Consider the following 10,715-nt stretch of genomic DNA (forward strand, 5'->3'; position numbering starts at 1 on the left):
GGCCGCCCCTTTTATTTAAGCACTTCTGCATTTGACTTTCGTCCAATTCGGCGTCTCATGATGCTGTCGGCCCGGGAGGCTGGCAGCTATGGAGGGACTGGTAATATGGACATGAACACGCTTCTTCCGATCATTGTTCAGGTGATTATGGGTATCATCGGTGGCCAGGCGGTGGGCGCGGCGCTCAAGACAGCGGCAGTGGGGCAGCTTACCAAAATCCTGGGCGGCGCCCTTGGCGGCGTCGGCGGTGCGGCCATCCTCGGCAGCCTGCTCGGCGGTGGCACGATCGATCCGGCTGCGGCCGCAGCGGCAACGAGCGGATTGGGCAGCGCGCTGAATGTGCAGAACATCCTCGGCGGTGCCGGTGGTGGCGCCATTCTGACGGCCATCATCGGCGCGGTCATGAATGCGACGAAGAAGTCAGCCTAGCGGTTTCGGGCTTTTGCATGGGCGCCTTCGGCCGCCCATTTCTTTTTTGCGTTGTGGCGACAGCCGGATGCGGTGGACGACGTTCGCGTGTGGATCTACATCAGGGGCGACACAGCGAAAGGACGATCATGGGTCAGCTCAACGCCGGCGTCGTGCCGGTCACGGCCTTCCAGCAAAACTGCACCATCCTCTTCGACATGGACGACAGACAAGGCGTCGTCGTCGATCCGGGCGGCGACATCGAGAAGGTGCTGGCGGTGCTCAAGGACAATGCGATCAACGCCGGCGCGATCTGGATCACGCATGGTCATATCGACCATGCCGGCGGCGCCATGGAGCTGAAGGAGGCGCTCGGCGTCGAGATCATCGGCCCGCATGAGGCCGACCGTCCGTTGCTTGCCAATCTCGAGAAACAGGCGAGACACTACGGCATCACCGATCCGGTGCGCAATTGCGTGCCCGACCGCTTTCTCAGCGAAGGCGATACCGTCTCGTTCGGCCAGCACGCGTTCGAAGTCTTTCATTGCCCCGGCCACGCGCCCGGCCATGTCGTCTACTACAATCGTGCTGCTAAGTTCGCTCATGTCGGCGACGTGTTGTTTCGCGGCTCGGTCGGGCGCACCGACCTGCCGGGCGGCGACCACGCCGCGCTGATCGCCTCGATCAAGGACAAGCTTTTGCCGCTCGGCGACGACATCGGCTTCATCTGCGGCCACGGTCCCGGCGGCCGCTTCGGCGAGGAGCGCCGGAGCAATCCATTCCTGATTTAAAACGCGTTGCGGCTGAGGAGCCTCACGCGACGCGCATCGGTCTCCTGCCTTTATGCATGCCTACGACCAAAAAGCGCTGGCCTGGCGGACAGCGCGTTTGTTTGGGGGCAGGGAAGCCTCAGTTCGCGGTGCAGAAATGCTGTTCGCCGTCATAGCCGGTGAACGTGCCGGTGCGGGCGTTGAAAGAGCGATAGCGATCCGAACAATATTCATACCAGCCACGGGTCCATGGCTCGGCATAGCCGTCATTGTAGACGACTCGCGGTTCCGCGTAGTAGCGGCGCACCGGGGCGGGCCGTGGATAACGACCATAATCGTCATAGCCGGGGTCGTAATAGCTGGGCTGCGGGTTGTTGAGCGCACCAACGATCAGGGCGCCGGCCGCGAGGCCAAGGACGCCTGCCGCGATCGCATCGCCATTGCCACGATGGTGGTGCCGGTGACGCCAGTCACCAGCGCTGGCCGCTGGCAAGGTCGCGAGCGTGGTCGCAACAATCGCGGCGGACAGGATGGTGGTCTTGAAAATTCGGTTCATGTCGGTCTCCTTCGTGCCGGCCCGGTAATTTGGGGGATGCGGTCCGGCTTTACCGAAGCTAATAGGCGACCGTGGCTGAACGGGGGCTGAACGAAATTGACGGGATGGGACCAGTCGATATTCGATCAAGCATGGCGCAAGGCACAAATATCGTACGCTCAACAAGGAGCGGACCTGCACGACGGGACCGTCCGACGCTGTCTCGAACTCGGCTCAGCCGATCGACAGGTTGACGGCTTTCGGACCCTTGCCGCGCTTGTCCGGCTCGGTGTCGAATGTTACCTTCTGCCCATCCTCAAGACCGGGAAGACCCGACGCCTGCACGGCCGAAATGTGGACGAAGACATCCTTCGCGCCATCATCCGGCGTGATGAAGCCGAAGCCTTTGGCATGATTGAAGAATTTGACGGTGCCGGTCTGCGGCATGGGAAGCTCCTTTGATCCCATAAAGTCCAGTCTCGGGCCGGCAAATGCCCGAGTGGAAATTTGTCCTTTATTTTAGCGCTATCGGCAAGAGAAAGTTTTGCGAGCATTGGCATGCCGCCCTGCCACGAAAAAGGCGCGACGAAAACCGCCGCGCCTTCGAAACTCGGGTCCGGCCCTGAAAGCCGGTTCAAGGCCTTTGGAGGGCCTCGGGGCACATTCCTGGCACGTCCGAGCGGACGTGCGCGCGCCGACGGTTCAGTCCGCGCGGAGATTGACCGCCTTCGGTCCCTTGCCCATGCGGTCGGGCTCGACGTCGAACGTGACCTTCTGGCCATCGACGAGCGTGCGCAGGCCCGAGGCCTCGATCGCGGAGATATGGACGAACACGTCCTTGGCGCCGTCATCTGGCGTGATGAAGCCGAAGCCTTTGGTAGCGTTGAAGAATTTAACGGTGCCGGTCTGGGCCATTGGGGAAACTCCTTCACCCGTGTCAGTCTTTGTGGTTTGCCCGCCGCCTGACGCCGTGGGCAAGTCCGGTGGTTGCTTCGGCAGTCATGCATTGGCGCATGGTCAAAACCCCCCGCCGAAAAACGGGGCCGTCAGAGATTCACAGTATCGGGGAAAGGTCGTCCAAAACGTTCCGCTCTCCGGGTCGCAAATGCCCGAACACGAAATTTATCGCACGGAAAGGTGATCGTTGCAAGGTAGCGTCCGCGGGCCGCCCAATGGGCGCATTCCGACGCATGGCATCGATAGGACGGGGTGCTCGCCCGGTCATCGGCCAGCGCCTGGCCACGCATGGTCCAGCGGGCTGGGAGCTTGCAAACAGGGGTTGCATTTGGCGGTGGAATGGCGAGGATCGGCTTGGAGTGGAGCGCGCGCATTTGCACCGGAGCGGGGGCTTGAGGGAGATATAGTTATGAAATTTCTTGCGGCAATCTTCTCGCGGCAGGGTTTTGCCATCCTGTTGCTGTCGGCAGTTCTTGCAGCCTGCACAGCGGTGGTGGTGGAGGAAGGACCGGGGTACCGCCCGCCAAGGCCGGGGCCGCAATTCTGCACCAAGCAGTATGATCCGGTCTGCGCCCGGCGCGGTGGCGACCGCCAGACCTTCGCCAATGCCTGCCTTGCCGAGCGGGCCGGGTATCGCATCATCCGCGACGGCCAGTGCCGCGACGGCGGCGGTGGCGAAGAGCAGACATTCTGCACGCGCGAATATGCCCCCGTCTGCGCACGCCGCCGTGGCGAATTGCGCACCTTCCCCAACGCCTGCGAGGCTCGCGCCGCCGACTATCGCATCGTCGACGACGGTCCCTGCTGAGAGGCTGGTTTCCTCCCCGTCACCGGACGGGGAGGAAGCCATCTATCAACCGGACACAGGCAGGTGAGGGTAGCTGGCGCCTACTGCCTCTACGCCGGCAGCCTCGCCTTATGGCAATGGGCGATGAACTCGGCCCTAGCCAATCCTGACCAAATGGCTTCGACTGTCGTGTGATCTTTGATCCGATCCGCGCGGTGGCTGGATGAATGCCGGGCTGCTCATCCGTCCGCCGCTTGCCCTTGGACTTCGGCTTCAAACCGGCTTCCGCCTGCTTGACGGCCGAGCCGAAAGGCGAGGCCGGCTTTGGCGCCGCCTTGTCCTTCTTGGGCTTGCGTGTCTCGCGGTTGCTGCGCTGTTGACCCTTGGCCATCTGTTGGTCCTCGTGATTGGTGGTGGTGGCGCCTGATGTGGGCCTAAAGCGCGTCGCGTTGAAAGGAATCAGCCGACGCGCTTTAAGTTTTATGCATGTCGTTGTCCCAAACCGCTTCGCACTTTTGGGCGACATGCATTAGGCGCTCGGATTGTCGGCCACTTCGAGATTGTCTTCCGTGGTGACCCGCTCGTAGGTCTCCTCGTCGCTGCGGATGCGGTATTGCGGCGAGCCGTCCTTGACCGGCAGCTTGCTCTTGATTTGGAACAGCTCTGCGGTCTTCTGGACAAGGCCGATGCGGCTCTTCATGCGAACGGTCTGGCCGATCGCGAAAAGATGCGCGGGCGTGTCGGTGCGCGGGCGCGCGTTCTGCTGGAAGCGGATCATGCAGCATTCTCCTGGTCGCGCCTCAGCGCGGTTTCGAGTTCGGCGAGGTCGATGGCGACCAATTGGCTGGTCTGGCTTTTCACCGTCCTTGCCGGCAGATGGATGAAGGTGGCGACACGGCGCCAGGCAAGCCACGACATGCCATCGATAAGTTCCTCATCGTGGTCGATGTCGTAGTCGCCGGCCGGCAATTTTCCTTCCAGGCCGCCGAGCATGAAGGGTGCCTCGAAATGCGCTATGGAATGGGTAGTTCGGCCAGCCATTCTCGTGCCTCGAAGTCTCGTTTCCGGCTTGGATCCGATAGGTAGTGCCCGCTTTGCGGCACCGGGACTAAATGTCGTGTGTCCCTGTATCGGCAATTTGGGTATCGGCGATCTGGAATGAGTTTGGCGGGTCGAGAACCTCTGACGCCGCGAGTTGCCAAGCTTGGGCCAAAAAACGATCTCAATTCTTTAATCCGAAATTGCGGTTTATTCAAGAAGATTCCTACCGGATCGTGATCCATTGACAAAATTCGCTCTCTATAATTATTTGTAGAATGCTGATATGATTCAAGAGCTTTCTAAAAATGTCTGAGACGTCTCCGGAACTTTTGTACCGGCATCTATGCTTTATTTCGTTTGAAGGAAAATTTCATGATCTCTGTGAAAACCCCGAGTGGCGTAACCGTAACAGTCAATCCCATCGTCAAGCCGACCGTCGGGCCTGCGAAAGTGATGTCGGCGCGTCTGACGATACGAAGTGACGAGGCAGCAAGGCGAAAGATCGCCGACACCGACGGCACGGTGCGGCGGGCCAGACAGGTTGCGGAGACCAACCGCCTGATCTGACAGTGCCTACAGCGCGTTTGCGCGTCCTTTTGGACGCGCAAAGGGCGCTGTACTACTTTGATTTGCATGATCCTTTTTCGAACCTCCGGTTCGGGTCATGCGCTGAGGAGCTTGATCATGACGCTGAATTTTCCCAACCGCAGCCGCTCCTATGACGCGGCGGCCAAGCGCATTCGTTTCGTCGGCCATGACGGCATGTTCGAAGTGCCGTTCTTTGTGGAGATTGCAGCGCTTTCGGCGGCAAGTCCGGCCACCAGTGGAGCGGAAGCCGAGTATCTCAGCGCCTTCGATGCGGAGCGTTCGTCGATCCAGGATGTTGCGCGCGAAGCCTATTCGCACGGTCGCAAGAACATGTATGTGCTGACCCAGGCCGATTTCCGGTAAGCTGGCCTGCGAACCCTTGAACCTGCCGCGCCGATGGCCTAGATCGCGGCAGGCGGACAAAACACGGCAGGTTTCCCATCAACAGAGATCCGAGAAGACCGGCAGGCGCGGGCGCCAATTTCGGCTCAGGCGGACAGCCGCCGCTAGGGCTCGACCAGCGCGTGCAGCAGGCGCTGCAATTGCATCAGGCCGGCCGCCGGCAAGAAGCCGAGATGCTCTATCGGCAGGTGCTGGCGCAAAAGGCAAATCACGCAGCGGCAGCACATTTCCTCGGGCTTCTGCTGCACCAGACCGGGCGCAGCGCCGAAGGACTCGACCTCCTCGAACAGTCGGTGCGCCTGCAACCCAAGAATCCAGATTTCCTCAACAACCTCGGCACGGTGATGCGCGACCTCGGCCGTGTCGGTGCAGCCGTCGATTTCTTCCGTGGCGCGGTGGCGCTGCGGCCGGACCAACTCGCGGCGCGCGACAATCTCGGCTCCTCGCTTAAGCAGCTCGGACAATTCGAGGGCGCGGAGGAGATTTATCGCGGCACCATCGGTCGCAACCCGTTCCATGTCCGCGCCCGAATTGGGCTTGCCGAAACGCTGCAGGAGGCTGGGCGGCTCGACGAGGCGCTTGCCGTCTTCCGCGAAGCACTGGCAATTCGGCCGAAGGACGCCGATTTGCTGCACGGTCTGGGCGTCGGGCTGATGGAGAAGGGCAGCCTCGGAGAGGCGGCGGAGCATTTCCGGCAGGCGCTGGCGGTCGATCCCGGCATGGCCAGGGCCTGGCTGATGCTCACCCAAGTCAAGCGCCAGCAGGAGCGCGACGCCGAGCTTGCCGGGATGGAGGCGCAGCACGCCAAGGCGCCGGAAGGCAGCCTGGCGCGCATGCAGCTTTCCTTCGGCCTCGGCAAGGCCAATGACGATTTGAAGGATTATGGCCGTGCCTTCGATTATTTCGCCGAAGGCAATGCGATCCGCCGCACAGGCATCGACTACGATGCGGCCAAGACACGCGCCGAATTCGAGGCGATGAAGGCGGTGTTCGACAAGCCCTTCTTCGACAAGCACAGACCGAGTGGGATCGCCAACGATACGCCGATCTTCGTCGTCGGCATGCCGCGCTCCGGCAGCACGCTGGTCGAGCAGATCATCGCCAGCCATCCGCAGGTCTATGGCGCCGGTGAGCTCGGCATATTGAAGACGGCGCTCGGCAAGCAGTTTCCGCCTGGTATGAAGGGCGGCTTTCCCTGGGGCATCGCCGACATGCCCGACAAGGCCTATGCCGAGGCAGGCCAGGCCTATCTAGACCTGCTGCACGCCCGCTATCCGGGTTTCCGGCACGTCACCGACAAGATGCTCGGCAACTTCCTATTGGTAGGCTTCATCCATCTGATGCTGCCCAAGGCCAAGATCATTCATTGCGTGCGCGATGCGGCGGCGACATGCCTGTCGATCTACAAGGTGCATTTCCGCGGCGACAGCCACCGCTACGGCTACGACCTCAGCGAGCTCGCCGATTTCCACAATCTCTACACCGATATGATGGCGCATTGGCGCACCGTTCTGCCTGATGTCGTGCATGATGTCCGCTACGAGGATTTCGTCGCCGACCAGGAAGGGCAGACGCGGGCGCTGATCGCCCATCTCGGCCTCCCATGGGACGATGCGGTGCTGTCGTTCCACGAGACCGACCGGCCGGTGCGCACGGCGTCGGCGGCGCAGGTGCGCCAGCCGATGTACCAGGGCTCGGTCGATCTGTGGAAACGCTATGGCGACCGGCTCAAGCCACTGCTCGACCGCCTAGCGTAATGCGTTGCCGGTCTACAACTCGATGAACGGCTGAAAGCCGCCGAAGATCATGCGCTTGCCGTCGAATGGCATCGTCGACAAGTCGCCGTTCAGGCGCGGATCGGCCATCACTTTGGCCATCACCGCATCGCGGCTCTGCCGCGATTCATAGACGACCCAGGAGAAGACGACGATCTCGTCGTCCTTGGCCTGCACGGCGCGCGGGAACGAAGTGAGCTCGCCATAGGGCACGTCGTCGCCGATGCATTCGACATAGGCGAGCGCGCCATGCTCCATCCAGACAGTGCCGCCCATCTGAGCCATTTTCTTGTAAGCATCGAGATTTGCCTTGGGTACCGCGAGAACGAAACCATCGACATAGGACATCGTGCTTCTCCTATGCCTTCTTCACCGGCGCGTTCATCGCCCACTCGACACCGAACGGGTCGCGCATATTGCCCCACTGGTCACCCCAGAACATCACCTGGAGCGGCATGACGACCTCGCAGCCGGCATCGACGGCCCGCTTCCACCAGGCGTCGATGTCGTCGCTGCCCAGATGAAGCTGCATTGTGAAGCCCTGCGGCTTCACCGGGGCCATTCCGTGCTCGGGATAGAAGTCGGAAATCATCAAGGTCGAACCGTTGATATGGAGATGGATGTGCATCGTCCGGCCCTGCTCGTCCGGCGGATAGAAGAAGACCTGCTCGGCGCCGAAGGCCTTCTGATAGAATTCCGAAGCCTTGAAGGCGCCGTCCAGCTGAAGGTAGGGCGTCAATCCGCCGAGGACTTTCGCGGCAGATTGGGTTTGAGGCTGATCGTTCATCTCTTGCTCCTCTCTGGTTGGGCATTGCGAACCACAGGACGAATGGGGCAGGGGCGATCCTACATGGCCGATGCGTTTTTTTAATGCCGACCGTGCGACGGTCGGCCCTTGTCAAGGAGCCAGGCCAATCCGCGGGCTGTTCTGTGCGTCGATGACGATTTCCGGCCAGCCGATGTCCTTGCGCAGTTCGATCGGCAGCGAAAGGAGGGCGCGCTCGCTGCGGTAGCGGGCGCGAGCCGCCGAGTAACGGGTCGCGATGCGCCCTACGGATGACAGTATAGACATGATGGTTTCTCCTCGATTGGTGCCGGCATCACCGTGTCGGCATCCCGAGGACGTGGCGCGCGGCCATGATCCGACAGATCGCGGAGAATTTTCTGTCGCAGGGCCTTATTCAATCGGGATACGTCTCAGATGACGGATGCGGCCAGAGCCGTGTCGTAATACTCCACCATCTCGATGATTTTGCCGTCGCGTAGCGTCCAGAAATCGGCGGTGCGCATTACAAACTCCTCGCCGGTGGTTCGGCGTGTTGACGACGTCCGCGCCACGCATGACCGTTTTCCTCCCTCGGTTTGCGAGACCTCAGGATGCGCCTTTTTCGGCTCGCGGGGAAGCGTGGGCCGGCAGCACCTTGAATGCCGGCCCGGGAGATGCGTGGCTTTCCTCAGCCATTCCCCTCAGCCACCGATCGAAAGAAATCCTCCGGGCTGTCGATCTCGGTCAGCCGCCGCTTCTCGATCAGCCAGAAGCGGTTGCCGATCGCCCTGATGAAGGAGCGGTCGTGCGAGGCCAGCACACAGCTTGCCTGATGGGCCAGCAGTTCCGTTTCCAGTGCTTCCTGGCCGTCGATGTCGAGATGGTTGGTCGGCTCGTCGAGCAGATAAAAATTGGGATTGGCGAGCCTGAGCGCCAGCATCATCAGCCGCGCCTTCTGCCCGCCCGACAGCACGCCGATCCTGCGCTCCTGCATGTCGATGCTGACGCCTGCACCCGCCAGCAGCGAGCGTGCGCGCTGCTCGCCGACATCGAAGCTGCGCGAGAGCATCGCCAGCGGCGTGTGTTCGGCGCTGATGCCCGACAGCGCCTGGTCGCTGTAGCCGAGCACCGTCGACGGCGTCACCTTCACGCCTTGCACTGCCGTCTCCGGCTCGATGATGGCATTTCTGATCAGGCTGATCAGCCGCGACTTGCCGACACCATTGCGGCCGAGCAGGACGATGCGGTCGCCTTGGCAGATATGGCGCTTGCCGGTCCTGAACAGCAGCGTTCCGTCAGGCGTTTCGACCGCCAGGTCGTCGAGCGTGATCAGCACCTTGGCATGGGTGCCGCGATTGGCGAGCTTTATCGCGCCCGCCGATTTTTCGCGGTGCGCCGGTGCTGCGACCTCCTCGAGGCGTTGCGCGCGCTGGTTGAGCTGCTTGGTCTTGATCGTCAGCAGGTCGCTGCCCGAATTGATGCCGATGTTGTTAAGCTTGGCCGCCTGCCGGCGCAATTGCTGCGCCACCTTCATGTCACGCTGGAATTTGCGCTCGGTCGAGGCGTCGACTTCGCTCAACGCATCGCGTGCCCTGGAATAGGGCAGCGAGAACACTGGCGATTGTTCTGGGCGCAGGAACAGCGTCCGGTTGGTCGTTGCGTCGAGGAAGGCCCGGTCGTGGCTGGCGATCACCACCGGCACTTCGCGCGGCAGCGTGTTCAGCCAGGTCTCGAGCTGGCTGATCTTGGCGAGGTCGAGATGGTTGGTCGGCTCGTCGAGAAGCAGGACGTCCGGATCGATGACCCAGACGCGGGCGATCAGCGCCAGCCTTTGCCAGCCGCCGCTCAATGCCCGCATCGGCCGCTCGCGCATCGGCTGCGGTACGTCGAGTGAATCGAGAACCACGTCGACGCGCCATTGCTCGCTTTCAGCCTGCTCGGCCGGCAAGGCGTCGGCCACCACCCGCTGAAAGCCGTGCTCGGCCAATGCTGCGGGAACGGCTTGCTCGACATAGCCGACGCGCAGGCCGCGCGTGCGGGTGATGTCGCCTGATGTCGGCTCCATTTCGCCGGTCAGGCACTTCAGCAAAGTGGACTTGCCGCGCCCGTTTGCGGCAACGATGCCGAGGCGGTCGCCGGTGCCGATGGTGAGATCAAGGTTGGAAAAGAGCGGCGCACTCATGGTGACGCCGAGGGACTTGAGGCTGATCAGGGCCATGTGGGTTTCTCTGGTCTGCCCGGAGGGAGGTTCCGGTTCGATGCACTTGACGGTGCGCTGGCCGGCCATCAGGCTCGGCGTTGCAGCACCACGAAGGGCAGACCAAGAAAATCGAAGCGGGAGAACCCGGACCGTCTCTGGTCAGCCCTGCAAGCAAGCTCGCAGGGCAGGGACAGGGCCGCGCTGACGGTGGTGGTCGAAAGTCACGCAGCCCTCCTTTCAAGACGTTTTGAGTGGAAACTGGCTACACCAAGGGCAGGGTCGATGGCAAGGGGTCCTGCTCCCCCTTCTCCCCTTGTGGGAGAAGGTGGCCGCGAAGCGGTCGGATGAGGGGTGTTCCAGCTTGGCACCGACGGCGATCCGTCCAGCACCCCTCAACCGTCTCGGCGCTACGCGCCGATCCACCTTCTCCCACAAGGGGGCTGTTGCACAGTTGCGAGCGGAATCTGGCGGCGGCGAGATTGCAGC

The 10,715-nt window shown here is 62.0% G+C and carries 15 protein-coding genes; 6 read left to right on the forward strand and 9 right to left on the reverse strand.

The window, feature by feature from the left end; genetic code table 11:
* The first annotated feature begins 105 nt into the window (after positions 1 to 105).
* Both ACWUKX_RS28895 and ACWUKX_RS28900 read left to right on the forward strand, forming a co-directional pair.
* A complete protein-coding gene (locus ACWUKX_RS28895) occupies positions 106 to 429 on the forward strand; it encodes a hypothetical protein (protein WP_065012051.1) in 324 nt (107 codons plus the stop codon).
* Between the two features lie 128 nt (positions 430 to 557).
* Complete coding sequence (locus ACWUKX_RS28900; RefSeq protein ID WP_456010082.1) at positions 558 to 1,199, forward strand: MBL fold metallo-hydrolase; 642 nt, start codon at positions 558 to 560, stop codon at positions 1,197 to 1,199.
* 118 nt (positions 1,200 to 1,317) lie between these two features.
* Here ACWUKX_RS28900 and ACWUKX_RS28905 read toward each other — a convergent pair whose 3' ends face one another.
* From ACWUKX_RS28905 to ACWUKX_RS28915, 3 genes are all read right to left on the reverse strand, one after another.
* On the reverse strand, positions 1,318 to 1,734 hold the full coding sequence (locus ACWUKX_RS28905; protein WP_095519179.1) for a BA14K family protein: 417 nt from the start codon (positions 1,732 to 1,734) through the stop codon (positions 1,318 to 1,320).
* A 213-nt stretch (positions 1,735 to 1,947) separates the two neighbouring features.
* A complete protein-coding gene (locus ACWUKX_RS28910) occupies positions 1,948 to 2,160 on the reverse strand; it encodes a cold-shock protein (RefSeq protein ID WP_006202521.1) in 213 nt (70 codons plus the stop codon).
* A 255-nt stretch (positions 2,161 to 2,415) separates the two neighbouring features.
* Positions 2,416 to 2,628 carry a cold-shock protein gene (locus tag ACWUKX_RS28915; protein ID WP_023799871.1) on the reverse strand — a complete coding sequence of 71 codons (213 nt, stop codon included), beginning with the start codon at positions 2,626 to 2,628 and terminating at the stop codon, positions 2,416 to 2,418.
* A gap of 451 nt (positions 2,629 to 3,079) precedes the next feature.
* On the opposite strand from ACWUKX_RS28915, the gene ACWUKX_RS28920 reads away from it, so the two are divergent.
* Complete coding sequence (locus tag ACWUKX_RS28920) at positions 3,080 to 3,478, forward strand: Kazal-type serine protease inhibitor family protein (RefSeq protein ID WP_456010083.1); 399 nt, start codon at positions 3,080 to 3,082, stop codon at positions 3,476 to 3,478.
* Positions 3,479 to 3,986: 508 nt separating this feature from the next.
* Here the strand turns inward: ACWUKX_RS28920 and ACWUKX_RS28925 are convergent.
* Positions 3,987 to 4,235, reverse strand: a complete 249-nt coding sequence (locus ACWUKX_RS28925) for a hypothetical protein (RefSeq protein WP_065011972.1) — start codon at positions 4,233 to 4,235, stop codon at positions 3,987 to 3,989.
* A complete protein-coding gene (locus tag ACWUKX_RS28930; protein WP_287336910.1) occupies positions 4,232 to 4,498 on the reverse strand; it encodes a hypothetical protein in 267 nt (88 codons plus the stop codon). The genes ACWUKX_RS28925 and ACWUKX_RS28930 overlap by 4 nt, the downstream gene beginning before the upstream one ends.
* A gap of 372 nt (positions 4,499 to 4,870) precedes the next feature.
* Here ACWUKX_RS28930 and ACWUKX_RS28935 point away from each other — a divergent pair, with 372 nt between their 5' ends.
* The 3 genes from ACWUKX_RS28935 (at position 4,871) to ACWUKX_RS28945 (ending at position 7,245) form a co-directional block, all read left to right on the forward strand.
* Entirely contained in the window at positions 4,871 to 5,065 is a 195-nt protein-coding gene (locus ACWUKX_RS28935) for a hypothetical protein (RefSeq protein ID WP_029350000.1), read from the forward strand.
* A 117-nt stretch (positions 5,066 to 5,182) separates the two neighbouring features.
* A complete protein-coding gene (locus ACWUKX_RS28940) occupies positions 5,183 to 5,449 on the forward strand; it encodes a DUF1488 family protein (RefSeq protein WP_287152082.1) in 267 nt (88 codons plus the stop codon).
* 161 nt (positions 5,450 to 5,610) lie between these two features.
* On the forward strand, positions 5,611 to 7,245 hold the full coding sequence (locus ACWUKX_RS28945) for a tetratricopeptide repeat-containing sulfotransferase family protein (protein WP_456010085.1): 1,635 nt from the start codon (positions 5,611 to 5,613) through the stop codon (positions 7,243 to 7,245).
* A gap of 12 nt (positions 7,246 to 7,257) precedes the next feature.
* On the opposite strand, the gene ACWUKX_RS28950 is transcribed toward ACWUKX_RS28945, so the two are convergent.
* The 4 genes from ACWUKX_RS28950 to ACWUKX_RS28965 all read right to left on the reverse strand — a co-directional run bounded on the left by ACWUKX_RS28950 (position 7,258) and on the right by ACWUKX_RS28965 (position 10,247).
* Positions 7,258 to 7,611, reverse strand: a complete 354-nt coding sequence (locus tag ACWUKX_RS28950) for a DUF1428 domain-containing protein (protein ID WP_029350007.1) — start codon at positions 7,609 to 7,611, stop codon at positions 7,258 to 7,260.
* 10 nt (positions 7,612 to 7,621) lie between these two features.
* A complete protein-coding gene (locus ACWUKX_RS28955; RefSeq protein ID WP_456010086.1) occupies positions 7,622 to 8,050 on the reverse strand; it encodes a VOC family protein in 429 nt (142 codons plus the stop codon).
* Positions 8,051 to 8,161: 111 nt separating this feature from the next.
* The gene (locus ACWUKX_RS28960) at positions 8,162 to 8,335 is read right to left on the reverse strand and encodes a hypothetical protein (protein WP_287114795.1); all 174 of its coding nucleotides are present in this window, start codon (positions 8,333 to 8,335) and stop codon (positions 8,162 to 8,164) included.
* A 382-nt stretch (positions 8,336 to 8,717) separates the two neighbouring features.
* Entirely contained in the window at positions 8,718 to 10,247 is a 1,530-nt protein-coding gene (locus ACWUKX_RS28965; RefSeq protein ID WP_456010087.1) for an ABC-F family ATP-binding cassette domain-containing protein, read from the reverse strand.
* Positions 10,248 to 10,715: the final 468 nt, after the last annotated feature.

The sequence above is a fragment of the Mesorhizobium sp. f-mel genome, assembly GCF_053850215.1.

What these genes read in the sequence shown, in the direction of transcription:
- ACWUKX_RS28930 (WP_287336910.1), bottom strand. Translation starts at nt 4,498, where the DNA reads ATGGCTGGCCGAACTACCCATTCCATAGCGCATTTCGAGGCACCCTTC.
- ACWUKX_RS28900 (WP_456010082.1), top strand. Translation starts at nt 558, where the DNA reads ATGGGTCAGCTCAACGCCGGCGTCGTGCCGGTCACGGCCTTCCAGCAA.
- ACWUKX_RS28905 (WP_095519179.1), bottom strand. Translation starts at nt 1,734, where the DNA reads ATGAACCGAATTTTCAAGACCACCATCCTGTCCGCCGCGATTGTTGCG.
- ACWUKX_RS28955 (WP_456010086.1), bottom strand. Translation starts at nt 8,050, where the DNA reads ATGAACGATCAGCCTCAAACCCAATCTGCCGCGAAAGTCCTCGGCGGA.
- ACWUKX_RS28950 (WP_029350007.1), bottom strand. Translation starts at nt 7,611, where the DNA reads ATGTCCTATGTCGATGGTTTCGTTCTCGCGGTACCCAAGGCAAATCTC.
- ACWUKX_RS28960 (WP_287114795.1), bottom strand. Translation starts at nt 8,335, where the DNA reads ATGTCTATACTGTCATCCGTAGGGCGCATCGCGACCCGTTACTCGGCG.
- ACWUKX_RS28910 (WP_006202521.1), bottom strand. Translation starts at nt 2,160, where the DNA reads ATGCCGCAGACCGGCACCGTCAAATTCTTCAATCATGCCAAAGGCTTC.
- ACWUKX_RS28925 (WP_065011972.1), bottom strand. Translation starts at nt 4,235, where the DNA reads ATGATCCGCTTCCAGCAGAACGCGCGCCCGCGCACCGACACGCCCGCG.
- ACWUKX_RS28965 (WP_456010087.1), bottom strand. Translation starts at nt 10,247, where the DNA reads ATGGCCCTGATCAGCCTCAAGTCCCTCGGCGTCACCATGAGTGCGCCG.
- ACWUKX_RS28915 (WP_023799871.1), bottom strand. Translation starts at nt 2,628, where the DNA reads ATGGCCCAGACCGGCACCGTTAAATTCTTCAACGCTACCAAAGGCTTC.
- ACWUKX_RS28940 (WP_287152082.1), top strand. Translation starts at nt 5,183, where the DNA reads ATGACGCTGAATTTTCCCAACCGCAGCCGCTCCTATGACGCGGCGGCC.
- ACWUKX_RS28895 (WP_065012051.1), top strand. Translation starts at nt 106, where the DNA reads ATGGACATGAACACGCTTCTTCCGATCATTGTTCAGGTGATTATGGGT.
- ACWUKX_RS28920 (WP_456010083.1), top strand. Translation starts at nt 3,080, where the DNA reads ATGAAATTTCTTGCGGCAATCTTCTCGCGGCAGGGTTTTGCCATCCTG.
- ACWUKX_RS28935 (WP_029350000.1), top strand. Translation starts at nt 4,871, where the DNA reads ATGATCTCTGTGAAAACCCCGAGTGGCGTAACCGTAACAGTCAATCCC.